At 53.6% G+C, this 25,054-nt stretch carries 19 protein-coding genes; 8 read left to right on the forward strand and 11 right to left on the reverse strand.

The genetic code is table 11. The features are described from left to right. Window positions 1–108 precede the first annotated feature (108 nt). Entirely contained in the window at window positions 109–1,563 is a 1,455-nt protein-coding gene (locus ACYJL1_RS06340; RefSeq protein WP_460897537.1) for a glutamate synthase subunit beta, read from the forward strand. A 207-nt stretch (window positions 1,564–1,770) separates the two neighbouring features. On the opposite strand, the gene ACYJL1_RS06345 is transcribed toward ACYJL1_RS06340, so the two are convergent. Together ACYJL1_RS06345 and ACYJL1_RS06350 are read right to left on the reverse strand one after the other, a co-directional pair. After that, the gene (locus tag ACYJL1_RS06345) at window positions 1,771–2,991 is read right to left on the reverse strand and encodes an SGNH/GDSL hydrolase family protein (protein ID WP_460897538.1); all 1,221 of its coding nucleotides are present in this window, start codon (window positions 2,989–2,991) and stop codon (window positions 1,771–1,773) included. A 149-nt stretch (window positions 2,992–3,140) separates the two neighbouring features. Continuing rightward, complete coding sequence (locus tag ACYJL1_RS06350; RefSeq protein WP_460897539.1) at window positions 3,141–4,367, reverse strand: lytic murein transglycosylase; 1,227 nt, start codon at window positions 4,365–4,367, stop codon at window positions 3,141–3,143. Window positions 4,368–4,717: 350 nt separating this feature from the next. On the opposite strand from ACYJL1_RS06350, the gene galU reads away from it, so the two are divergent. Further along, the gene (gene galU / locus ACYJL1_RS06355; protein WP_460897540.1) at window positions 4,718–5,620 is read left to right on the forward strand and encodes a UTP--glucose-1-phosphate uridylyltransferase GalU; all 903 of its coding nucleotides are present in this window, start codon (window positions 4,718–4,720) and stop codon (window positions 5,618–5,620) included. A 151-nt stretch (window positions 5,621–5,771) separates the two neighbouring features. Here the strand turns inward: galU and ACYJL1_RS06360 are convergent, their stop codons facing one another. After that, window positions 5,772–7,400 (reverse strand): outer membrane beta-barrel protein, encoded by a 1,629-nt coding sequence (locus ACYJL1_RS06360; protein ID WP_460897541.1) that lies wholly within the window; start codon window positions 7,398–7,400, stop codon window positions 5,772–5,774. 272 nt (window positions 7,401–7,672) lie between these two features. On the opposite strand from ACYJL1_RS06360, the gene ACYJL1_RS06365 reads away from it, so the two are divergent. Next, window positions 7,673–8,668, forward strand: a complete 996-nt coding sequence (locus ACYJL1_RS06365) for a KpsF/GutQ family sugar-phosphate isomerase (RefSeq protein WP_460897542.1) — start codon at window positions 7,673–7,675, stop codon at window positions 8,666–8,668. Between the two features lie 160 nt (window positions 8,669–8,828). Here the strand turns inward: ACYJL1_RS06365 and ACYJL1_RS06370 are convergent, their stop codons facing one another. The 3 genes from ACYJL1_RS06370 to hemH all read right to left on the reverse strand — a co-directional run bounded on the left by ACYJL1_RS06370 (window position 8,829) and on the right by hemH (window position 11,449). After that, complete coding sequence (locus tag ACYJL1_RS06370; protein ID WP_460897543.1) at window positions 8,829–9,287, reverse strand: NfeD family protein; 459 nt, start codon at window positions 9,285–9,287, stop codon at window positions 8,829–8,831. A gap of 22 nt (window positions 9,288–9,309) precedes the next feature. After that, window positions 9,310–10,296, reverse strand: a complete 987-nt coding sequence (locus ACYJL1_RS06375; protein ID WP_460897544.1) for an SPFH domain-containing protein — start codon at window positions 10,294–10,296, stop codon at window positions 9,310–9,312. A 103-nt stretch (window positions 10,297–10,399) separates the two neighbouring features. Beyond that, the gene (hemH, locus tag ACYJL1_RS06380; RefSeq protein WP_460897545.1) at window positions 10,400–11,449 is read right to left on the reverse strand and encodes a ferrochelatase; all 1,050 of its coding nucleotides are present in this window, start codon (window positions 11,447–11,449) and stop codon (window positions 10,400–10,402) included. A gap of 231 nt (window positions 11,450–11,680) precedes the next feature. On the opposite strand from hemH, the gene ACYJL1_RS06385 reads away from it, so the two are divergent. Next, complete coding sequence (locus ACYJL1_RS06385; RefSeq protein ID WP_460897546.1) at window positions 11,681–13,159, forward strand: NCS1 family nucleobase:cation symporter-1; 1,479 nt, start codon at window positions 11,681–11,683, stop codon at window positions 13,157–13,159. A 251-nt stretch (window positions 13,160–13,410) separates the two neighbouring features. Here the strand turns inward: ACYJL1_RS06385 and ACYJL1_RS06390 are convergent, their stop codons facing one another. Beyond that, window positions 13,411–15,288, reverse strand: coding sequence for a 5'-nucleotidase C-terminal domain-containing protein (locus ACYJL1_RS06390; RefSeq protein ID WP_460897547.1), 1,878 nt, complete (start codon window positions 15,286–15,288; stop codon window positions 13,411–13,413). A gap of 329 nt (window positions 15,289–15,617) precedes the next feature. Further along, complete coding sequence (locus ACYJL1_RS06395; RefSeq protein ID WP_460897548.1) at window positions 15,618–15,998, reverse strand: hypothetical protein; 381 nt, start codon at window positions 15,996–15,998, stop codon at window positions 15,618–15,620. A 131-nt stretch (window positions 15,999–16,129) separates the two neighbouring features. Between ACYJL1_RS06395 and ACYJL1_RS06400 the strand changes: the two genes are divergently transcribed. Continuing rightward, window positions 16,130–16,513, forward strand: a complete 384-nt coding sequence (locus tag ACYJL1_RS06400; RefSeq protein WP_460897549.1) for a VOC family protein — start codon at window positions 16,130–16,132, stop codon at window positions 16,511–16,513. Between the two features lie 89 nt (window positions 16,514–16,602). Here the strand turns inward: ACYJL1_RS06400 and ACYJL1_RS06405 are convergent, their stop codons facing one another. Further along, window positions 16,603–18,048, reverse strand: a complete 1,446-nt coding sequence (locus tag ACYJL1_RS06405; protein ID WP_460897550.1) for a homospermidine synthase — start codon at window positions 18,046–18,048, stop codon at window positions 16,603–16,605. A 406-nt stretch (window positions 18,049–18,454) separates the two neighbouring features. Then, entirely contained in the window at window positions 18,455–20,287 is a 1,833-nt protein-coding gene (locus tag ACYJL1_RS06410; protein ID WP_460897955.1) for a M3 family oligoendopeptidase, read from the reverse strand. Window positions 20,288–20,553: 266 nt separating this feature from the next. Here ACYJL1_RS06410 and ACYJL1_RS06415 point away from each other — a divergent pair, with 266 nt between their 5' ends. Together ACYJL1_RS06415 and ACYJL1_RS06420 are read left to right on the forward strand one after the other, a co-directional pair. Beyond that, on the forward strand, window positions 20,554–21,093 hold the full coding sequence (locus ACYJL1_RS06415; protein WP_460897551.1) for an ABZJ_00895 family protein: 540 nt from the start codon (window positions 20,554–20,556) through the stop codon (window positions 21,091–21,093). Window positions 21,094–21,373: 280 nt separating this feature from the next. After that, the gene (locus tag ACYJL1_RS06420) at window positions 21,374–23,254 is read left to right on the forward strand and encodes a DUF882 domain-containing protein (RefSeq protein WP_460897552.1); all 1,881 of its coding nucleotides are present in this window, start codon (window positions 21,374–21,376) and stop codon (window positions 23,252–23,254) included. A 74-nt stretch (window positions 23,255–23,328) separates the two neighbouring features. Here the strand turns inward: ACYJL1_RS06420 and ACYJL1_RS06425 are convergent, their stop codons facing one another. Next, a complete protein-coding gene (locus ACYJL1_RS06425; RefSeq protein WP_460897553.1) occupies window positions 23,329–23,967 on the reverse strand; it encodes a 2-dehydro-3-deoxy-phosphogluconate aldolase in 639 nt (212 codons plus the stop codon). 156 nt (window positions 23,968–24,123) lie between these two features. Here ACYJL1_RS06425 and trhO point away from each other — a divergent pair, with 156 nt between their 5' ends. Beyond that, complete coding sequence (trhO, locus tag ACYJL1_RS06430; protein WP_460897554.1) at window positions 24,124–25,053, forward strand: oxygen-dependent tRNA uridine(34) hydroxylase TrhO; 930 nt, start codon at window positions 24,124–24,126, stop codon at window positions 25,051–25,053. Window position 25,054: the final 1 nt, after the last annotated feature.

The raw sequence follows: 25,054 nt of genomic DNA on the forward strand, positions 1-25,054 counted from the left end.
AACGCCTTAGCTTCGAGCGTCGCTGTTGCGATGCTCGGCAAAGGTCCAATGCTGCCCGTCGATTTAAATCGATATGGGTGGTCCTCCGAGAGGCGAGGGGAGCAGTTTATGGGTAAGGTTACAGGTTTTCTTGAAATAGACAGACAGGTTGGCAAGTATCAGCCCGCGTCAGATCGCATACGCCATTTTAGGGAATTTACCATTCCCATGACGGATGGCGAGGTCAAAAAGCAGGCGGCACGCTGCATGGATTGCGGCATTCCATTTTGTCACGGACCAACAGGCTGCCCGATTCACAATCAAATCCCGGACTGGAATGATCTTGTCTATAATGACAATTGGGATGAGGCGATCCGCAACCTGCATTCCACCAATAATTTCCCTGAATTTACAGGACGAATCTGCCCTGCACCTTGTGAAGAGGCCTGCACGCTGAACCTTGAAGACGTGCCGGTTTCGATCAAAACGGTCGAGCAGGCTATCGCAGACAAGGCCTATGAGACTGGATTTATCATTCCTCAGCCGGCCGCATCCAAAACCGGCAAAAATGTTGCGATCATTGGCTCGGGGCCGGCAGGCATGGCGGCAGCGCAGCAACTTGGCCGCGCTGGTCATGAAGTTCATGTCTATGAACGCGAAAGCAAGCCAGGCGGGCTGTTGCGATACGGTATTCCTGACTTCAAGATGGAGAAACATTTCATCGACCGTCGGATCGCCCAGATGGAAGGCGAGGGTGTCACATTCTATTGTGGCGTCAATGTGGGAATTGACAAGCCAATTCAAGAGCTTATCGATAGTTACGATGCCGTTTTATATTGCGGCGGTGCCGAAACACCGCGCCCAGCAGGCATTCCCGGCGCGGAATTTGAGGGTGTCCATGATGCCATGCACTATCTGGTTCAGCAGAATCGCCGCGTTGGCCGTGAGAATATTGAATCCGTGGCATGGAAAAGCGACTCCATTGTCGCGTCCGGAAAACACGTTGTGGTTGTTGGCGGTGGTGATACCGCGTCTGACTGCGTAGGCACGGCATTCCGGCAAGGCGCGGTAAAAGTGACCCAGCTCGACATCCGTCCGCAGCCTCCGGAGAAGGAAGACAAGCTGAGCGTGTGGCCTTACTGGGCAACAAAAATGCGCACATCTTCATCGCAGGCCGAGGGTGCCACCCGTGAATTTCAGGTGGCGACGCTTGAATTCATTGGAGAAAATGGCGAGCTGACACATGTAAAATGCTGCGAAGTGGATGAGGCACGCAAGCCTATCGCTGGAACGGAATTCTTCATCAAGGCCGATCTTGCTTTCATCGCAATCGGCTTTTCTGGTCCGTTCGAAGACGGGATCATCAAGGAACTCTCCGGTTCTTTAGAGATGAAGGCTGATCGTCGTGGTAACCGCTCGGTTGTAGCGGACGATGTCGATTATCGCACCAGTGTCGATAAGCTTTTCACGGCTGGCGATGTCAGGCGCGGCCAGTCTCTCGTGGTTTGGGCTATCCGTGAAGGGCGCCAGGCTGCAGTCGCTATCGATACTGCCTTGATGGGAAGCTCGGTGCTGCCCCGATAGGTATTTCTACCGCGCGCAACCAAATTGAACGCGGTAGTTACAAATTTTCCGCAAAAATCGGCGATTTCTCAGTCAACTCCGAGAAATTTGCTTCATTTTCGCGTCGGTTTTGTAAATTGTGACTTGAATTCGTAGGTTACCGGAATGTTGGCTTCGATGCCGCGATAACAACCTTAGACACGTAGAGCGTGCGAGCCGACGCCAGTTCTATTTCGCTGGTTTTGGCCAGGAAAAATCATTTGTCCTTCCCGGCTGACTTGCCGGTGTAACACCTTGTTTGACGAGCAGATCACGGGCCGATTTTTCCGTAGCAGGAATGGCACGCGTGGGCGCACCAAGCAGATCGGTGCCGCCATCCAATTCAGGATCATTCAGGCTGATCGGCGCAAGCCGGTCGACTTTGACCGGGCCTGACGGTGTTTCCGGTAGTGCCTGAACCGGGGCCCCCGGTTTGATCGCGGCGACATCCGGCGCGGTGGCAGTGCCAAGCAACTGACGCAGCGGCTTCTCCACATAGAAAGCGAGCTTGCGCTTACCGGCAACGGTCAGGCCAATACCGTCATTGTTGCGCAGGCGGGCAGTTTGTCCGGACATATCGAAGCCGGTAAGTGTGAACGAACCACTCTGATCAACAAAGCCGTCCCATACATCAACAAAAGTACCTTCGGCTTTTTCAGCGGCATTGCGATAGAGTTCGTTGAAGGCCAGCAAATCATTGGTCATGCTCTTGGTTTTGAAGGCTGGTTGCCCAACCCAGACGACCGGTTGGCCGGTTTTCTTGACGGCCTCAAGAAATGCGCCGAGCCGGGCCTGATATTCCTTCGACCATTCCTCACTCAGGACCGACTGGCCCTTTGCCTCGGATTGAACACCTGTAAATTGCTGTCGGTCATTGGCCCCCGCCATAACAACGACGACTGAAGGGTTTTCTGTTTCAATCAACCGGCTAACGGTTGCAGGCCAATTGAGATGGTCGTCACGAACGAACCCGGATGAGCCATCTGCCTTGTCGATAATACGCACACCGGGGCTATCGATGAAAGCTGCGTCAAGGCCCTCCGCCAGACCACTTGCCATGAAATCACCAACGACAAGAACTGTCTTGGCATCAGGTAGCTTGGCAGGAATAGCCGGTTCGACCGTTGCTGCTGGCGCGGGTCCCGATTGTACACCAGCGGGAGCTACTTTGCGGCGAGCGGGTTTGGTTGCGCGATTCTTGGGCCTCGGACGGATTCTTCTGCCATCATCAATGAGACGATCCGTATCTTCGCGATAAATTTCGCGCCGCCCCATCAGCATATCAAGCAGGGTTCGGGCAGATGCGGTTTCGGTAAAAACCAAAATGGCAGGAAGCGTGAGAAGCAGGCAAAGGCGCAGGATACGCCGACAGAAGAAAGTCTTGCCAATGAGTCGTGCGTGGTTCGACAAGCTCACCATGAGGGAAGGTGGTGGGCTGCAGGAGGGCGGCAGGTTGAATGAATCGTCCTCGAGGTTTGTCGTGATAACCCGTTGCAAAACGCTACGCCCTCATGGTGAGCTTGTCGAACCACGCACACGGGTTCGACAAGCAAATTGATTTACTTCTTGCGCAGGATCGTCAGCACTTCCTTGCTTGGGTGACCATCAGGGTCCAAGCCCATGCGGCTCTGGAATGCCTGAATGGCATTGCGCGAGCCACTGCCGATCTTGCCGTCTATCTTACCATCATAATAGCCGAGTTCGAGCAAATGATGTTGAAGTTCCTCGCGCTCTTTCATTGTGATCGGCGTAAAGGGGCGGTTCCAGTCCTGACGCAGACCGGGCCATCCGGCGATCTGATCGGCCAAAAGGCCTACGCCCAACGCATATTTATCAGCATTATTGTAGTTTTTCAGCACGAAGAAGTTCTTGGTCATGAGGAATGATGGGCCCTGGCGACCATCCGGCACTTTCAAGGTGGCCTTCATCCGGCTATTTGGAAATGCTTTGCCATTGGCACGAACGATTCCGAGTTTTTGCCATTCGGCAATCGTCAGTGAGCCAGCGGGGAATTTGCGTCCGGCAGGCAGAACAACCTCGTAGCCCCAGGTCTGCCCCGACTGCCAGCCATTCTTGCGAAGAAGATTGGCGGCGGTCGCAAGCGCATCCGGTATGGAATTCCAGATGTCACGTTTGCCATTGCCATCCATATCCACGGCATAGGCGATATAGCTGGTCGGAATAAATTGCGTGTGGCCGAGGGCGCCTGCCCATGATCCGGTGAGGTGACTGCGATCAATATCGCCGGTCTGAAGAATTTTCATGGCGGCAATCAATTGCGTGCGCCCGAACTTGCTCCGGCGCGGATCAGCATAGGCAAGGGTGGCAAGCGAACGCACAGCATCGCGCATCACATCATCGCGCTTCATGATCTCGCCGTAATTGGTTTCCATTGACCAGATTGCGAGAAGGATGTGGCGGTCAACGCCAAAGGATTTTTCAATGGCGCTCAGCCAGCGGCTATACTTCCTGGCCATCTCACGACCGGTTGCAACCGAATTTTCGTTGACGCGGTTATCGATATAGTTCCAGACAGGCGCAGTGAATTCCGGCTGGAACTTTGCCTTCTCCAGGACTTCCGGGTCAATCTGCGTGACGCCAGCAAAGGCTCGCTTATAGGTCGCCGCAGAAATGCCGCTGGCCATGGCAGTTGCCCTGAAATCCGAGATCCAAGCCTGGAACTTTGCATCGGCGGAGGCATTATTAACGTTCAGTGACAGGACCAGGCCCGCTGCTGCTGCAATCATGCATAGACGTTTGGACAATGCCGACGAAGCTTTAATCATGTTATATCCTCGAAATGTGTCGCCACAGGTTCAAACGATAATATGTGCATGTCAAAGTTAGGATTTAGTTTACCATGCCTTTTCCAGCGGGAAAATTATTCTTTAGCGCGTCGGGCGGCTAGGGCCTGACCCTAAGTTCAGCAAGCCTATTAACAACGGCAAAGAATATTTATTTTACAGGTCTGTGCATTTTCGTTCTTTGAGGCCAGATTGTTTAATATCCTGCCAATAACCAGAATCGGTATTTGGAAATTATATCGAAATTTGAATTGTTACTGCGGCTTTTGTGAGTTCAAGACGACAATAGATGCAGTAACGAAGAAATCGCATGCAACATTAACGAGGTACTGATGACGACACTGAAGAAAATTCGCAAGGCCGTCTTTCCCGTTGCGGGTTTTGGAACCCGCGTTCTTCCAGCCACAAAGTCCATTCCCAAGGAAATGCTGACGGTCGTTGACAAGCCAGTCATTCAATATGTGGTTGATGAAGCACGAGAAGCCGGAATTGAACACTTCATTTTCGTTACGGGCCGCAACAAGGCTGTCATCGAGGATTATTTCGATGCGCAGTACGAGTTGTATTCCTCGCTGACCGAGCGCGGGAAAACCGCCCTGCTGGAAGAATTGCAGAGCATCCAGCCGCGCCCGGGTACCACAAGCTTCACACGCCAGCAGGTGCCAATGGGTCTGGGCCATGCTGTCTGGTGCGCGCGCGATATTGTGGGCAACGAGCCCTTTGCGCTTCTTTTGCCGGACATGATCATGCAGCCGGAAAAAAATGGCTGTCTGGCCGACATGGTGGAGCTTTATAACCAGTCCGGCGGCAATATTGTTGCGGTGCAGGAATGCGATCCGGCAGAAACGCACAAATATGGCATTGTCGGACAGGGTAAGCCGGTCGGCAATGGCTTTGAGCTGACGGAAATGGTGGAGAAGCCTGCCAAGGGCACAGCGCCATCAAACCTTTACATCAATGGCCGCTATATTTTGCAGCCGGAGATTTTCAGCATTCTGGAAAATCAGGAGCGCGGTGCGGGCAATGAAATCCAGCTGACCGATGCCATGCTCAAGCTGACCAAGGAACAGGATTTCTTTGGCTACCATTTCAAGGGCCGCACCTATGATACCGGTTCCAAGGAAGGATTTGTCGAAGCCAATGTGGCCTTCGCGCTTTGGCGTGAGGATATCCGGAATGGCGTGTTCGACAATATCGGCAATATGCTGAAGACGATCAAGCCGAAGGGGCAGTAATTACACTGTAATGCACCTTGACCGTCATCCTCGGGCTCGACCCGAGGATCCATTGTGCTTGCGGCGCGGCGGATAGGTGACGTTTCACTAAATCTACCTCTTGTATCCGTGGGTCCTCGGGTCAAGCCCGAGGATGACGTTGAGGGACACATTACCGCTGCAATGTCACACCAACATAGACACTGGTTTCATCCGTATTGCGTGAATCAACATCGCTGCGGACGAGCTGGTGGCGGGCACTGATATCCAGCCCGACCATACGGTTGAACCAATAGGTTACACCCACCTCCGCGCCAAAGCCCTTATCCAATCCGGTGTCATCTTTGTTGTCGCGCAGGGAAGCGATGAGTTTTGCGTTGAAGTCCAGATTAGCCCTGACCTGACGTTTGATGCCAACCGTTCCTTCATAATAGATTGAGCCGCTTTCGCCGGGCGCAGTAGCACCTTCCACGCGGGTCAAGAGACCGATATCGACATCGGTTCCGCGTTGCGGCGACCATTTGATTGCGGCATCAGCGCTCAGACCTTCGACAGCTTGCAGCCGGTCATCATCAATGGCTTGCCGCAGATAGCCTAAGGCAAACTCGCCTGACATTTTCTCGCCAAAATCAATCTCCACGCCGCCGCGAAGGCCGGTGCGGATGCCGGAGCGACGATAGCCGTCGAAATCCACTTTCTCATCGTAAAGCAGCTTGCCGATCTCGACTTCCACGAAGGGCTTGATGGCGGGAGACATTTCAAAGCCGCCGCGCAGGGCGATGCTGGCAAATGTATTGTCGCGATCTTTCTGACTGACAGTATTGTTGCCAAATTCCGCATTGCCATAGGTGGTGCGATTAATCTTGCCCTTGAGATCGCCGAAGAATTTTCCGAACTCATGCCGCACACCAAGGGCGCCATCCAGCTCCTGCACGCCAGGACGGTTTGATGTGCCCTGAAGCGTTGTCGGTGCGCTCGGATCTTCCTGCCGATACCGATAGCCAGCCTCGCCGGTTACAGTTGTGCGTGCGCCAAGGTCCAACTGAAAGCCCGCACGCAGCCCGATATTGGGCGCGGAATAGTCTTCGCCGGAAATGGTCTTGTCATAAGTGCCGTCAAAATCCAGCCAGGCGGAATGCCGCGACCAGTCCGTCGCCGCACGGACGCGAAGCCGGGTTTCGGAAAGCACAGCAGATTTGCCATCAGAACTGTTGTCGGCATTGGTGGTTGCGCGCAGGCCTTGACTGAGCGAGGGGCGCAAGGTGACGGTTCCAGCGCGGATGCCAAGCGGTGCAAAAGGTTCAGGATCAAGGCGCGGTGTGCGGCGCTCGATTGCCGAAACGGGCATATTGTCCTTTTCGACACGCTTTTCTGCAGGATTGGCTTCCTGACTTTGTTCGATTGCGCCAGCAGCATAGGCTTGATCAGCATTTTCCTCATCGCGGGCTATGGTTACGCGGCTTTGCGCTGCCGGTCGCTGTGCCGGGACAGGTGTCACCAAATCTTGCGGAGACGGAGGCGGGTTCAAGCCGCCGCTATCATCCGCTGGCCCGCTCGGGGGACTGCCATTCTCCAAGGGGACGCCCAGCAATCCCAGATTGGAACTATCGTCGTCGGCGGGCACAGCGCCGGGACTGACAGGTTCATAGGGGCGTGACGGGATGCCAGAGTTGGCAAAAGGTGGCTGGTCGGCCTGCGTGGATCGCGAATCAGCGCCTCGCGGATTTTGCGCTTGTGGCGTGTCTTGCTCGATAGGGCCACGCAACTGAGAGTTGTCCGGCAGGACAGTTTGTTGGGCCAAAGCAGGGCCGCAAACCATAGACGCAGTGCTACCAAGCAAGATTGCGATGACGCAAAGATTGCTTGAAGCTTTGAAGCGATAGCTCGCTTTTGCGCGTGGTTTGGGCGAATGAGTCAATAGATTTGCCAAAGGGTTCGAACCTTCAGCGATGGTAAAGAAGCATGGTTAATGACTTGATAAGACCGTTGCTTCTGAGCATGGCTGAGCCCGATTTGAGGGGGCTGACCAACAAAAATTGGACAGATGCGAGACGAAGCGCTAACGGTTTGTCCATGCAAGCTATAAATGACACAAAACTGGACAGGTCCGCGGTGGTCGATTCCGCCAAACGGACAATTACAACCGAACAAGATGGGTTGGTTGCGCTAGGCGCAGCGCTGGAAGGCCCGTTGGCGGATGCGTTCTGCCGGGCGATTGAAAAGATTGCCGCAATCAAAGGTCGCATCATTGTCACCGGCGTTGGCAAAAGCGGCCATGTCGGTGCCAAGATTGCAGCGACATTTGCCTCGACGGGCACACCAGCCTTTTTCGTGCATCCTTCGGAAGCCAATCATGGCGACCTTGGCATGATCGCCACCGATGATGCCATTCTGGCGCTGTCATGGTCTGGCGATACGGCAGAGCTGAAAGGGATAGTCAGCTATTCGCGCCGGTTCCGCATTCCATTGATAGCGGTGACAGCGGGTGAAAAATCAGCGCTGGCGACAGCTGCCGATGTGGTGGTCCTGATGCCACGTGTGGCGGAAGCTTGTCCGCACGGTCTGGCGCCGACGACGTCGACGCTCATGCAACTGGCGATGGGCGATGCCATTGCCGTGGCGTTGCTTGAGGCGCGGGGCTTCACGCCGGGGGACTTCAAGACATTCCATCCGGGTGGTTCGCTTGGCGCCAGCCTGACGCATGTGCGCGAGATCATGCACCGCGACGATCAAATTCCGCTCGTGCCGCTTGGCACGCTGATCCCCGATGCGATGAAGGTTCTGTCTGACAAACGGTTTGGTTGCATTGCTGTCGGCAATGCCGATGGCACGCTGGCGGGCATTATCACGGACGGCGATCTTTCGCGTAATCTGCATCGCAATCTGGTGGCGATGACTGTTGAAGAGATCATGACACGCAACCCGAAAACCGTGCCGCCAACCATGCTGGCAAGTGCAGCATTGGCGCTGCTCAATGATCACAACATCGGCGCGCTGATTGTGACTGAAGATAATTATCCGGTCGGGATCGTGCATTTTCATGATCTGTTGCGCATCGGCGCTGCATAAAGATCATTGATTTACGTCAGACTGGCCTGCAAATGACGCTTTTCTGCGTGCCGGTGCTCATGAACCAAAAGTTCACTGCGCTCCGGTACTCGAAAACCAGCATTTTCGGCTCATTCTGCCGAAAATCTTCATAGATTCCTAACAAGCTGGTTCTGTTTTCTTAGACCGCTTCGACCTGCAATGTTCCCTGATCGATACCAATGATTTTCACGGGCGTTCCGGCCGCAAGATCCGGACCTGTGACACGCCAAAGGCTATCGCCAATGCGTGCGCGGCCACGGCCATTCACAGTCGCTTCTTCAAGTGTAACAATCTGACCAATGAGCTGCTCGCCGCGCCGGTTGAGTAAAGGCTCGTCTGACTCCGCATCGGTCGCGCCGATAAGCTTGCGACCGATGAAAACAGCAATCAGTGAAAGCACCAGAAACAGGATGACTTGCACCTGCCAGCCGAAAGCAAATGCATCGCCAAGCAGGATGGCAAGGCTGCCGACAATGAGCGCGGCAATGCCGAACCAGAGGAAGAATATACCCGGCGCTGCTACTTCCAAAATCATCAGCACGAGGCCGAGCACGATCCAATTCCAGGGGCCGAGTTCCGCAAAGAGACTTTCCAGCATGTCAGAGCCGCCCTATCCCGCGTTATGAATTTGTACTGCCACTGCCCGGAACAGTGCGTCCGCGAGCAGGGGCTGCGGGCGGAGTTGCGGGCGCATTGTCGCCGAAGACTTCGCGCGCAATTGCGCCGATGCCGCCAAGTGAACCGACAAGAGCCGAAGCTTCCATTGGCATCAGGATGATCTTCTGGTTGGGACTCGAAGCAAACTTGCCGAAGGCTTCCGTGTATTTCTGTGCAACGAAATAGTTGAGCGCCTGCACATTGCCGCTGGTAATGGCGGCAGACACCATTTCTGTTGCCTTGGCTTCGGCTTCGGCAAGCCGTTCACGGCCTTCGGCCTCACGATAGGAGGCTTCACGCTTGCCTTCCGCTTCAAGGATTTGCGACTGTTTCAGACCCTCGGCCCGCAAAATTTGCGCCTGCCGTGTGCCTTCGGCTTCCAGCACGACGGCGCGCTTGTCACGCTCGGCTTTCATCTGGCGGCCCATGGAATCGAGCAGGTCCTTTGGTGGATTGATATCCTTGATCTCTACGCGGGTCATCTTGATGCCCCATGAATGCGCCGCTTCGTCGACAACGCGCAACAGCCGATCATTGATTGTATCGCGGTTGGAAAGAAGCTCGTCGAGAACCATCGAGCCCATGACAGTACGGATATTGGTCATGGTGAGGTTCAAAATGGCGTTTTGCAGTCCACTGACCTGATAGGCCGCCTGCGGTGCGTTGAGGATCTGGTAGAAGGCAATGCCATCTACGGCAATATTGGCATTGTCCTTGGTGATGACTTCCTGCGTTGGAACGGCAAGCACCTGTTCCATCATGTTAAGCTTGGCACCAATACGGTCGAAGAACGGGACAATGAGGCTCAAGCCCGGCGACAGGGTGCGGGTATATTTGCCGAAACGCTCAATCGTATAATTATAACCTTGGGGCACGGTCTTCACGCCCGCAAACAGAATTGCCAGTACCAGAATGACCAGCACTGGTATCGTGAAATCAAAACCGCTCATTGTATTTCCCCCTGGTCGGCCCTGAAGCCTAGACACTCACACTATCTCGTTTAGCGGGTCCGTGCACGATAAACCATAGCGGGAGTGTCAAAAAGCAGGGATTCTACAGCCAGCCCTGCAATTCACGGCGGACGATCTGTTCGATGACCTGCATGCCTTCATCGCTGTCATTGAGGCAGGGAACATGGGTGAAATTCACACCGCCATGCTCGTGGAAGATTTCCTCGCCTTCGCCAGCGATTTCCTCAAGCGTTTCAAGGCAATCGGAAACAAAGCCGGGATTGAAAACGGCAACGGATTTCACGCCGTCTTTGGCAAGTTTTTCCAGTGTCTTGTCCGTATAGGGCTGCATCCATTCCTCCGGGCCGAAACGCGACTGGAAGCAGGTAATCAGCTTATCCTCCGACCAGCCCAGTCTTTCACGCAACAGCCGGGTGGTTTTCCAGCAATGACAGGGATAGGGATCACCGCGCTTGAAATAGCTCTGCGGGATGCCGTGATAAGAGGCGATCAATAGTTCCGGTTCAAAATCCAGCGTCGCATAGTGCTTCTCGATCGAGGTTGCCAGCGCATCAATATAGACAGCTTCGTCCTGATAGGAGGGGACGATGCGGGTCGCCGGCATGAAACGCATCTTGATCAGCGCTTCGAAAAACTTGTCGTTGACCGTGGCGGTCGTCGTTGCCGAATATTGCGGATAGAGCGGGAACATGAGAATGCGCTTGCAGCCTGCCTTGTCCAGTCGTTCCAGCGCCTGCTCGATAGAGGGCTGGCCATAACGCATGCCCCAATCAACGATGACTTCCGGATGTTCCGCCAGAGCTAGCCCAAGTTTTTCGCCCTGAGCGCGTGTATAGGTGCGCAGGGGAGACTCGTTGCGTTCGCGGTTCCAGATTTTATCGTAAAGCGCGCCAGACTTTTTCGGACGCGTATTGAGCACAATGCCGTAAAGCACAGGAAGCCAGATGGCGCGCGGCCATTCAATGACGCGCTTGTCAGAAAGAAACTCCTTGAGATAACGGCGCATCGAGGTTTTGTCAGTGCCGTCCGGGGTGCCCAGATTGACGAGCAGAACGCCGATTTTCGACGTATCAATGCGCGGATGATCTTGAGGTTTTTTAACCGTCGCCAAGGCCTCATCAGGAATTTTCATAATTGTACTCCGCTTCTGACGCCAGAAACTAGTGCCCGGCAACATTATTGCAAGGGCACCAAAGGCCGCATGTCGAATACATGGATCAGGTAAGTCGGTTCAGTAAATTTCGGGATTTATTACAGTATGGCTTGTGCAAAACCCAGCGCAGCACTCAGCAAAACTTCCATTTGGCATGGAACTTGCGTTTAATCGGGTGTCTGCGTTCATCATTCAAAGGAAATGACTGTCATGTCCAGCCACCAGCATGCAACGCCTCCTGTGCTCGCCGTACCTGGTGCACACCCACAGCTCTACAATGCCGATTTAGCGCCTACCGCCCCTGAGGGACGAACCTGGGGCGCATTCAGTCTTTTCGCCATGTGGATGTCCGATGTCCATTCGGTCGGTGGCTATACTTTTGCCGCGAGTCTCTTCTTTCTCGGCCTAACGGGCTGGGAAGTTCTGATTTCGATGATCGTCGGTATTACAGCAGTCTATTTCCTGATGAACCTGATCGGCAAACCGTCATTAAAATATGGCGTGCCGTTTCCGGTGGTGGCGCGTATGTCATTCGGCGTTATGGGGGCAAATCTCGCGGCAGTTCTGCGCGGCATTGTCGGTATTGTCTGGTATGGTGTGCAGACCTATTTCGCCTCCAAGGCAGTTCAGGCGTTGGCGATAACGCTTGTACCGAGCACTGTCGAACTAACCCGGAATGATATATTCGGGCTGTCGACGCTGGGTTGGCTCAGCTTCCTTTTCATGTGGATATTTCAGCTGCTGATCTTCTTGCGTGGCATGGAATCCATCCGCAAGTTCATCGATTTCTGTGGGCCTGTGGTCTATGTGGTGATGTTTGCGCTGGCCATCTGGATAGTGTCGCAAACCGGTTTTTCCAGCCTGTCACTCCAGCTTGCCCCGCCTGTGGAAGGTTCTTCGCTGTCGCATATGGCCAATGCCTCAATGCTGATTGTTGCCTATTTTGCAGCACTTCTGCTTAATTTTGGTGACTTCTCGCGTTTCTCGCGCGATGAAAAATCCATGAAGATCGGGAATTTTCTCGGCTTGCCGGTCAATTTCATCGTATTTGCCATCATCGTGGTCATCGTGACTGCTGGTACTGTACAGGTTTTCGGCGAAGCCATTCTTGACCCGGTTGCCATTGTCGAGCGTATCAACAATCCTTGGGTTGTCGTGCTTGGTTCGATTACTTTCATCGTCGCAACCATGGGTATCAATATCGTCGCAAACTTTGTTTCCCCGGCCTATGATATCGCCAATCTCTTCCCTGAGAAGATCAATTTCCGCATGGGCGGACTGATCACATCCATCCTTTCGGTGCTCGTCTGCCCTTGGCTTTTTGTATCGAGCCCGCAGGCCATCACCATCTTTGTCAGCATATTTGGTGCAGTTCTTGGCCCGATATTCGGCATCATGATTGCCGATTATTATCTGGTGAAGAAGCAGAATGTTGTACTTGAGGACCTCTATACAATGTCGCCGGAAGGATCGCTCTATTTCGAGCGGGGATGGAACAGCCGGGCATTGCTGGCGCTGGCGATCGCCAGTTTTATGTCCATTGGATTGTCGGTGCTCGGTGCGACGCAATATATCCGCAATGGCGGTGATTGGGGCTGGCTGCTGGGAGCAGTTGTGGGCGGCGGTGTGCACTATCTGCTGATGCGCAATGTGCGGGTTGCTGCGGTGGCTATGGGGGCGAAAGCCTGAAATTGCCAATCGGCACATGCCGATTATCTCTCCCCTTGTGGGAGAGAAAGGATTTTCTTGGATTTAGCCTCTTTTGCTAAATTCTTAGAAAATCCAAGAGAGGGGGTTATCTATACATCAAACACTATCCCCTCTCTTGTGATTTCTAGCACTTAGCAAGAGCTAAGATGCTGAAATCACGTTCTCCCCCACAAGGGGGGAGATAGAGCGGTCGCACCATTTCGCGAACGCAACACATAATCTCTGTTGCGCTATTTAGCAGGCACTTTCATCTCGGCGCCTATTGGCAATTTCATAAACTTCATATCGGGATTGGCTTCAGATAGCTTTTTCCAGGAAAAGCCATCGCCGTAGAGCTGTTCGGCAATATCCCAGAAATTGTCGCCAGCCTTGATCGTGTAGGAAGCGGGAGTTGACGCGGGTGCAGCGGCGGCATCAACCGGTTTGGCAGTGTCTGTTGCAGGAGCAGCCGTTGGAGCAGGTGTTGTTGTTTCGGAAGGAACCGGCACTGCAATTGGGCTTGCTGATGTGATGCGTCCGTCCATTACCGGCTTGTAAGGATTGTTCTTTACCAGATAGTCGGCGAGCACTTCTTCCAGACCCGGGCCATAATCATAGGCGTTGATGCCATTGGTGGCGAAGACCTTGTAGCCATCGCCACCGGCGCGCATGTAATTGTTGGACACGACGCCATAGGTGGCAGCAGGGTCGATCGGCTGCCAGCTTTCGCCCTGCATGACCTGAACATCGGAAATGCGGCTGCCGACAGGCTTGGCAATATCGAATGTATATTTCAGACCGGCAACCTGTGAGAAGCGACCAGCGATTTTTTCGATCTGGCTCGCGCCATTCTCCAGCGCCGCGACAACATCCGAACCGCGTAACTGGAACGTTGCAAGGGTATTCTGGAAGGGAAGGACTGTCAGGACTTCTCCCATGGTCACTTCACCCGCATCAATTGATGCACGCAAACCACCGCCATTCATGATGGCAATGGTGACACCTTGCGCCTTGACGCGATCGAGCATGGCATCGGTAACCAGATTGCCCATGGTGCATTCGCCAATGCGGCAAACTTCACGCGAGCCGTCAATCTCGCCAGCGGTCTCGGCAATTTTACGGGTCTTCAGTTCCTCAATCGGCTTGGCAAGTTCGGCGACGCGGGCAGCAATGGCGGCATCCGGTGTGACCGAAGAGTCGAGCAAGATGGGTGCGCCGGAGCTTGCCGTGACATTGCCGTCATCATCAAAGGTGACTTTGAACTCGCCAAGATATTTCGAATAGGCTCCTGCCTGAACGATAGGTACATCACGGCCGGAAGGGTTTTTGATGAGGGTAGGGTACGGCCCGCCAGCATCGGGGTCGGTATTGGAAAGCAGTGTGTGACTGTGGCCACCGACAATCACATCAATACCATCGACCTTGGCCGCGATCTCTTTGTCTTGAAAATAACCGATATGGTTGAGCGCGATGATCTTGTTGATCCCCTCAGCCTTCAATGTGTCAACAAGCTTTGACAGGCTCTCGATCTCGTTGGCGAACTTGACAGTGGGGCCAGGCGTGGAGGTTTCCGCCGTGTCGGTTGCCAGCGCGGAAATGATGCCGATTTTCTGGTCGCCGATTTCCTTGATGAGGTAAGGTTTGAACTTGCCAGCGATGAGCGGATCAGAATCGGCCTGCGTATTGCTGGAAATGATCGGGACGTTGACCTTGTCGAGGAATTTACCCAAGACTGACGGACCGTCATCGAATTCATGGTTGCCGAGCGCCATGACGTCATAGCCAATGGCATTGAGAAACTCGGCAGTGTCGTCGCCCTTGTAGGTCGTGTAGAACAACGAGCCCTGGAATTCATCACCGGCATTGAGCACAATGACATTGCCGCCGTCCTTGGAAAGCGCAGCACGGCGCTCATCGATCTTGGCTTTTACGCGCGCGATGCCGCCGAAGCACTCATTCTTGGCTGTCTCTTCGGGCGAACAGGTGGAATCATATTTGTTGATTGCCTCCATCCGCGAATGCAGGTCATTAATGTGCAGAATATTAAGCGTGTAGTCGGCCATAGCACTTCCTGCGCTGATGCCGAGGGCTGAGGCAGCTAGAAAAAGCTTGCCGAAAATTCTGGACATGACCTGCTCCGTTTCAAATGACTTATGGTAATGACAGCAAGGTAGACAGAGTACCTTGACGTGCTTGTGACAAAGCATGGTTTCATCACTTTGCGGACGATGCAAGAGGGGAAACCTGCGTCTATGCATGTTCATTATATAAGGAAATTCAGAGTATTGGGGCGCTAGGGCATATCGGAAGCAGCGTCATTTGACGCTGCAGCAGGCGTCCATAAAGGGCTTAAACGAAAAGCTTGGCAAAAATGCCAAGCTGAAGCGCAAGGATGAAGTCCATCATCCATTTGATGAGCATAAGTTCCGATTTGATCAGGCTGACCTTGACCGCTGTTTTAAGCAGAGCGGCGCGTCAAAGAAAACTGCTGGCCCGATGAGGATGTGCAGTTCAACTGGCCGCCACTGACAAGTGCGCAATTGACCTTCTGCGTCGTACCCTTCACCAAGGATCGCAAATCTATTTCAACTAGGTTTGATGAAACGAATCGATAGCTACCCTCCGCAACTTTTTCCCTGGTATCATTGGCGCGCGTTTCGAAAACGCCGCCGTTGAAATTCGAGAAGGCAACACCTGATGTATCGAACCATTGGCCCTGAACGGCGTCGATCGGGCGCATTCTCTGAACAGGTCCGCCATCTGATTGCGGGCCGTTCATGCAGCCGGCAAGAGCAATGGTCAATGCGGCTGAACCGAGGCCAAGTGATAAACGTTTCATCCAAACAATCTCCCAATGGGTTTGGCCCATAAATGACGCTAAAATTAAGCAATAACAAGACTTAAGTTTAATGATAATGTGCGGGAATCTTGGATTCCCAAACAAAGAGGTCAGTTTTGATAGGATATACGATGGTCGGCACAGCTGATCTGGGCAGGGCAGAGGCATTCTACGAACCGCTTATGACCAAGCTCGGACTTGAACGCTGCTATAGTGACGAAATGATGTGTTCTTGGGGCAGTAAGACAGATGAAACCCTTCCCCGCTTCATGGTGGGCCTGCCTTTTGACGGTGAAGCGGCAAGCGTCGGCAATGGCACCATGACGGCATTTCGAAGCGAAGAAGCCGCTCTTGTCGACCAACTCTATAGTCTGGCGATGAAAAATGGCGGCAGCAGCGAAGGTGAGCCGGGTTTGCGCCCGCAATACGGGCCGGGATTCTATGCCGCCTATGTGCGTGATCCGGATGGCAACAAACTGGCCTTCGTTTGTTATGACGCGAAGGTCGAGGGGTAGCAGGCGGATAGGCAGTATAACGGTGCTTTGACAAGCAAACGGCACCTCCTGGGTGCCGTTTGCTATTTCAGCATCGTCCAGAGCGAATATTAATGGACGAGAATATTGCGGAATTGCCAAGGATCGCTTTTATCAATGTCTTCCTTGAACAGGCCAGGCCGGTTTTCCAGCGGTGTCCAATCGGTGTAATGGCCTTTGAGTGGGCCGAGATATGGCGTTTGAACTTCGAGGCAGCGACGGAAATCAATTTCATCCGTTTCAACAATGCCTGCCTGCGGGTTTTCAAGTGCCCAAACCATGCCTGCCAGAACAGCGGAAGAAACCTGAAGGCCGGTCGCATTCTGATAGGGAGCAAGCTTGCGGGCCTCCTCAATCGTCAGTTGCGAGCCATACCAATAGGCGTTCTTGTCGTGACCATAGAGCAGCACGCCAAGCTCATCAGCACCGTCGACAATCTCGGACTCATCAAGCACATGCAGCTTTGTCTGTGGCTGGCCCGCAGCGCCAAACATTTCATCGAGCGACAGGGTGGCCACATTCGCCGGGTGATAGGCGTAATGGCATGTCGGCCGGTAGGTTGCCTTGCCCTTCTTGTCGAAAACCGTGAAGAAATCGGCAATCGAGATCGACTCATTATGCGTGACCAAAAGGCCGAACTGCGCACCTTCAGTGGGGCACCATGTGCGAATGCGGGTGTCAGCGCCGGGCTGTTCAAGGAAGATGGCCGCCTTGTTGCCCTTCTTCTGCTTGCGGGCATTCTTTGGCATCCATTTTTCATGGGTACCCCAGCCAAGCTCAGCAGGTTGCAAGCCTTCAGAAATGAAACCTTCAACCGACCAAGTGTTCCAGAACACGCCAAAAGGCTTGGGGTCAACGGCGCGCTGCGTATCGCGCTCGGCAATGTGGATGCCTTTGACGCCGACCTGTTTCATCAGCTTGGCCCAACCATGACGATCTGAGCGTTCAGGTTCGGTATGTTCAATATTGAGGTCTTTGGCCAGATCAAGCAAAGCGCGTTTGACGAACCACGACACCATGCCGGGATTTGCCCCGCAGCATGAAACCGCGGTCGGCCCGCCGGGGTTCTTCTTCTTCTCGGCAAGCAGCGTCTGGCGCAGCGCATAATTGGTGCGCTCGGCATTGTCGATGCCGCTTGCATAGTAGAAGCCTGCCCATGGCTCGATGACGGTATCGATATAGAGCGCGCCGAGCTTGCGGCACAGGTGCATGATATCTACGGATGACGTGTCTACCGAAAGATTGACACAAAATCCCTGCCCACCGCCTTCGGTGAGAAGTGGCTTGAGCAGCGTCTTGTAATTTTCCTGGGTGACTGCTTCCTGAATATAGCGAATGCCGCGCTCGTCCAGCAATTTCTTGTTTGCATCGCTCGGATCGATAACAATCAGGCGGGACTTGTCATATTTGAAGTGGCGTTCGATGAGGGGCAGGGTACCCCGTCCGATGGAGCCGAAGCCGATCATCACGATCGGGCCAGTAATTTCTCCATGTATAGGCCATTTAGCCTTCGCCATTTTTTCGTTGCTCCTAATTTTGATCTCCATCATTGAGGGCAGCGGGTTGATATACCGCTTCAAAAGAAATCATAGAGCATAGTCGTGCCCAAGAGCAAACAACCCTTGGCTGCTTTCAGGTGAATTTTTGCTGTAATGTTAATTAAAACAGGATTACCGACGTTTTAGTGGCAATGAGCCGCTCGCGAATTGTCATAATACCTTTATAATTTGCTTGCGCAGGATTAAGCGCTTCACGCTGGCGGCAAAATGCTTCTGCGACGACACGGGACTGCGGGTGTTTCTTCAATGCATTTACCGGATCCAGATGAATACGAATTGTGAAAAGAATATCCCCTGACGCGGGTCTCCCGGGATATCGGCACGCTCATCGCCGGAATGAGCGTGCCTTTAAAGGATACGGACCTTAATCCTGATCCATGGCCTCCAGCTCGTCGATGATGCCTTCAATGACCGACAGGCCTTTTTGCCAGAAGGCCGGATCGGTAGCATCGAGACCGAAAGGAGCAAGCAGCTCCGAATGATGCTTGGTGCCACCGGCCTTCAGCATATCGAAGTATTTCTGCTGAAAGCCCGATCCTGCATTCTGGTAAACCGCGTAGAGCGAGTTCACCAGACAATCGCCGAAGGCATAGGCGTAGACATAGAAGGGCGAGTGAATGAAATGCGGAATATAGGTCCAGAAAGTCTCATAGCCCGGCCCGAAGCGAACCGCATCACCAAGACTTTCTTTCTGAATATCCAGCCAGATCTCGCCGATCCGGTCTGATGTCAGTTCGCCATTGGAGCGTTCCGTGTGAACGCGGCGCTCAAACTGATAGAATGCAATCTGCCGGACAACAGTGTTGATCATGTCTTCGGCTTTTTGCGCCAGCATGGCTTTGCGTTCGCGCTTGTCTTTGGTCTTTTCCAGCAATGATCGGAATGTAAGCATTTCACCGAAAACCGAAGCGGTTTCGGCCAGGGTCAAGGGCGTTGAGGCCATCAATGGCCCTTGATCTCCGGCAAGCACTTGATGCACGCCATGGCCAAGCTCATGTGCGAGCGTCATGACATCGCGCGGCTTGCCCATATAATTGAGCAATACATAAGGATGAACGGACGGAACGGTCGGATGGGCAAAAGCGCCGGGGGATTTGCCCGGACGTGTCGGCGCATCAATCCAGTTGCGGTCGAAGAAGCGCTTGGCAATTTCAGCCATCTCCGGCGCAAAGCCATTATAGGCGGAAAGCACTGTCTCGCGTGCTTCCATCCACGGAATGACGGCCTGCGGTGTTTCCGGAAGAGGCGCGTTGCGATCCCAGCTGTTGAGATAATCAAGGCCGAGCCATTTGGCCTTCAACTTGTAGTAACGATGTGACAAGCGCGGATAGGCCGCCTGCACGGCTTCGGCGAGGGCATCAACCACTTCGCGTTCAACACGATTGGCCAAATGGCGGCTGTCGGCAATATCCTCAAAGCCGCGCCAGCGATCGGAAATTTCCTTATCCTTCGCTAATGTATTGGTGATGAGTGTGAAGGTCCGCAGATTTTCCCTGAAAGTCTCGGCCAGCGCATCTGAAGCGGCCTTGCGCACTTCGCCGTTCGAATCCTGCAGAAGGTTGAGGGTCGGCTCAATGGGTAATTTTTCGCCATTCACCTCGAAACGCAGCGATGTCATTGTTTCATCGAAAAGCCGGTTCCATGCACCGCGTCCCGTGATGGATTTTTCATGGAAGAGTTGTTCAAGCTTGTCATCGAGCTGGTACGGTTTGTCCTTGCGCAGATCAACCAGCCATGGCCGGTAATGGCCAATGGCAGGATTGTCATCCATGGCCTTTTCAATGAGCGCATCGTCAATGCGATTCAATTCAAGGCCGTAGAAGATCAGATGCGTGCTGGCATCGGTGAGCTTTTGCTGAATATCGCCGTAAAGCTTGGCATTTTTCGGATCGGACGTATCGCTGGCATAGACAAGCCCGGCATAGGAGCCGATTTTACCCATAAGATCATCCAGCGCTTCATATTCCTTGATGGACTGTACAAAATCGCCACCCTGCGGCTTGGCGACTTCAGCAGCCAGATTACCTTTCCACCGCTCTTCGAAGGCGACTGAAAGCTCGCTGGCCTTTTGCAGGTCCCTCTTGAGCTCGCTGCTTTCGGTAGAGGGATAAAGATCGGCGAGGCTCCATTCCGGCAATAAGCCAAGCACAGCTTGTTCTTCCTTTACGGCGGCAACGCCGGATGTTGGGGCTGCCATGACGATATTCGTCGTGAAATCCAAAGTTCTGAAACGCATTTCATACCCTACCGTTAAACCGAATGCAGTCTATGACGACCGAATCGCAATTTGCTCAGACAAATGATGTTAGGAGGTGATGGAAAATCCATCTAGCCCCGTTTGTCACCAGCCTATTCAAAAGCGCCTCCAAGAGGCTGACTTTCGCTCTGTATATAGGAATGGTCATCTGCTAGTGCATATTGTGTTGTTATAATTATTTTAGACATAAACTGGGAGACATAAACGTGGATGAGAGCGTTGCGCTTGGGCGTTATTATTGGCACTTCTCATGGATGTTCGGTCTTCTGGGGATATTGGCCTCAGTTGGTATTTTTTATTACGAGCAGACAATAGGTCCTGTGGCTCAGGGGGGTTCTTCGGGGCTGAGCATAGGACTAATGCTGGCTGCAGCCATCTTTGTTGTGCAGCGGTTCCTTGCAAATGAGAAACGGGTTCCGACAAGCAAAGAGCGTAGGCGCCTGGCTTGGGTGAGCTTTGGTCTATCGCTCCTGATTCCATTGATCATTTTTATTGTGTTGGAGGCCTTCCTACTTCTCTACTATTTTGGCTTGCAGGATTTCGCCCTTTATAGAGTGGTAATTGTGGCGAGATACGGCCAGACACAACTTAGCAAGCTATTCGCGGACCCATCAAATTTGGCGATTATTGCATTTTTTGCTTTGCTCATATGCGCGATAACGCTTTGGTTTTTCTTCTATGCGTATGGATCGCTGGCCGAAAAATTAATGGTTGCGTGGAACAAATCTCGACAATCAAACACCTGAGGAAATCGGAATGTTGCCGGTTCCAAAGAGTTTTCCGTTTCTGCCATTCATAATTGGTGCGCGTTTTAGGCGTGTCTGGGGTGGATTCTTTCGTCAAAACGTCTTATTCCTGTCGTTAACCACCTGTTGACCATGTCACATAACAGTGGATTCCATTCAAGTTTTTGCCATGCTCTCAACGTATTTGATGTTCAATAAGTGACCATTAACCATTAAATTGGATAATCCAGCTATTCGGGGACTTGAGAAAACGATCAAGGTTGGGACGACATTGTCAAACATGGTTCACGCACAGAGCGGTAAATTGACGGCAGGTTTTAATATGCGTGCCGGTTGGTTTGCGTTTCTCATGGTCTTCGCGTCGATGCTTTTTGCATCCGCTCAGGCTCAAGCCGAGACAAGAACTCTCAAACTTTATTTCATTCACACGAAAGAACGCGCTGAAATTACGTTCAAGAAGAATGGACGTTATCAGCAGGACGGTCTGAACAAGTTGAATAAGTTCTTGCGCGACTGGCGCCGCAATGAGCCGACTAAAATGGACCCACGTCTTTTCGATCTTGTATGGTCGACTTATCAGAAGGTTGGCGGCAGAGACTATATCCATGTGGTTTCGGCTTATCGTTCCCCCGCTACCAACTCGATGCTGCGCTCCCGTTCACGTGGTGTGGCAAAGACAAGCCAGCATATGCTTGGCAAGGCAATGGACTGGTATTTGCCCGGTGTGAGACTTGCGACCTTGCGCAATGCAGCGCTTAGATTCGAAGCTGGCGGCGTTGGCTATTATCCGCGTTCCGGTTCGCCCTTCATTCACACGGACGTTGGTAATGTTCGCCATTGGCCGCGTATGAGCCGCAAGGAATTGCTGGCCGTGTTCCCCGACGGCAAGACAATGCACGTTCCGACAGATGGCAAGCCATTACCCGGTTATGAACAGGCCGTCGCGGCCTATGAATCGCGCAAGCGCAGTGGCGGCTCGATCCAGATAGCCAGCTCCAGCTCCTCACGTCGCGGTGGCAAGACTTTGTTTGGCGTCCTGTTTGGCGGTGGCGCGGATGAAGAGGAGGATTCTGGCGAAAGCGCAGTGGCGGTTGCTTCGGCACCGAAACCGGCACGCAGTACGACACGAAAAGCTGCTGTAGCAGCTCAGTCTGATGAGGATTCCGCACCGGCGTTGCCGACCCGCGATGCGCCTGCGCCGGTCGCCGCACCGCGCCCTGATGCGCCGGTTGAGCTGACGCCGGAAGACAATCAGGCTCTGGCCTTTGCGGTACCTGTGCCGCTACGCCGTCCGGATTATGCGCCAGCGGCAACGACCCCGGAGCCTTCGACGCTCAATGCACTTGCAGCGGATAATTCCACGCTCGTTGCCGCACTGCCTGAACCGCGCCCGCAGGATAGCGCGGCGGCCATCGCCCAGATGATCGCAGCCAATCCGGCACCGGAACCAGCGCCGACTGAAGTGGCTCAACCGCAGATGGTCAATGCACTTGTGCCTGTGCCATTTGAAAAGCCGCGCACAGCACCCAAGCAAAATGACATGATGGTGGCATCCATCGTTCCGACACAGCGTCCGGCGAATATACCGGCTTCGGTTCAGGCGGCTCATGATGACGTCATTCCGGTTCCGAACGATGACCTGGAAGCGATCATCAAACAGTCAGATCCCGAACCTGGCACTGTTGTCGCTGCGTCCGATCCTTCGCCGGAACTGCCAACCGTTGCTGGCAAGACAGGTGGACGTGTGAAGAGGGTTACCGGCAATGATGCTGCCCAGGTCGCATCTGCTGCTCCACAACCTTCGCTGCGCAAGACCATGCTTGAAGCCAAGGGCGGCGATCCGGTCGCCATACTCGACAGCGGTGTTGTGACTACAGCCAAGGCGTCCAAGCCACGCCGCCAGGAAGCACCGGAAGCGCCGAAGGCAATGCAGGTTGCTTCCGATGTGCCGGAACGGGCGCTTTCGAACGAACAGGTCGCCGAAACAGCTCCGGCAGTTATACCGGCAGTGCTGCGCAACGAGACCATGCGCATGGCTCCGACAACAGTCTATGTTGCCGGTTTCCAGCAGAAGCTGCCGGTTGCCGACGCCAACAAGTTTACTGGCAAGGCTGTCACTTTCTTGCAGATCGCAAAATTCAATCCGAGCCACGGTTCGTAGGTTTTAATCTCTGAATGAAAATGGCGGCTCTGATGCAGAGCCGCCATTTTGTTATTTACAAGGTGTTCGACCTATCAAGCCGCCAGCTTGACAGCCTCGGCCGCCAGCTTGGTGATTTCGTCCCATTTGCCTTCCTTGACCAGATTTTCCGGAGCGACCCACGAGCCGCCAACGCAGACAACATTTGGCAGGGAAAGATAGGTTTTGGCATTGGCAATGCCGATACCGCCGGTCGGGCAGAACAGGGTTCCGGCGAGGGGCGAGGAAAGAGACTTGAGGAAGGCCGCGCCACCAGCCTGTTCGGCGGGGAAGAATTTCAGCATTGTATAGCCTTCCTCGCGCAATGCCATGATTTCGCCGGGCGTGATTGCGCCGGGAAGCAATGGCACCTTGCTGGAGCGGGCAGCATCAAGCAATTGTGGTGTCACGCCGGGGCTGACGATGAAGCGCGAGCCCGCATTGGCAGCTTCTTCATACTGACGCGCGTTGAGTATGGTGCCAGCGCCGACAATCGCTTCGGGAACTTCATTGGCCACTGCGCGAATGGCGTCGAGCGCCGCTGCTGTGCGCAATGTAATCTCGATGGCGGGCAGGCCACCTGCTGCAAGCGCACGTGCCAATGGCACCGCATCGGCAACATTTTGTATGAGAAGGACCGGAATGACCGGTTGGCCCTTGAGGACAGGTAACAGTAAATCGGTCTTCTGGGTCATGACAGTCTCCGTCTTTTTCAGCTCTAATCGATTTAGTGGTGCTGAACCTTTTTGTCCAATGATTCAAGTCCAGATCAGTTCAGGAAGTATGGCGGAACCACCGCTTTACGCAAATATCTTGAAATTGACGTTGTGGCACAGTAGTTGAATGCCATCATGACAGATCATTCTTCCAATCTGCCCTTTACTGTGGCTGCACTATACCGGTTTGCGCGGCTGGATCATTACCAGTCGCTACAGGAACCGCTGGCGAAACTGTGCTGCGCGCAAGGTATAAAAGGCACACTGCTTCTGGCGGCGGAAGGCATTAACGGTACAGTTGCGGGATCGGCTGCCGCGATCAAGGTGCTTGTGGATTTTCTTGAAAGAGAACCGGCAATAGCGGGGATGGAGCTGAAATATTCCCATGCCAGCGAAATGCCTTTCAAGCGCATGAAAGTGCGCCTGAAAAAGGAAATCGTCACCATGGGTGTCGAGGATATCGATCCGCTGCAAAGTGTCGGAACCTATGTGCCTGCAAAAGACTGGAATGCACTGATTTCGGACCCGGATACCGTGATCATCGACACGCGCAATGATTACGAGGCGGCTATCGGAACCTTCACCGGCGCACTTGATCCGCAGACAAAAACATTTCGCGAATTCCCGCAATGGGTGGAAAACCACCGCGAAGAGCTGGAAGGCAAAAAGATTGCCATGTTCTGTACCGGCGGTATCCGCTGCGAAAAAGCCACCGCTTTTGTAAAAGGCCTCGGCTTTGAAGATGTGTTTCATCTCAAGGGTGGCATTCTCAAATATCTGGAAGACGTGCCCGCTGACGAAAGCCGCTGGGAAGGCGAGTGCTTTGTCTTCGACGAGCGCGTGTCTGTAGGCCACGGTTTGATCGAAGGCGAGGCGGAACTTTGCCACGCCTGCCGCAATCCCATCGCGCCGGAAGACAAGCTGTCGCCGCTGTTTGCGGAAGGCATTTCCTGCCCCAACTGCTATCATGAACGCACGGATGAAGATCGCGCCCGCTTTGCGGAACGGCAAAAACAGGTGCGTTTGGCGCGGGAACGCGGATTGAAAGAGCATATCGGGTCCTGAA

The organism is Phyllobacterium sp. K27 (assembly GCF_054796155.1).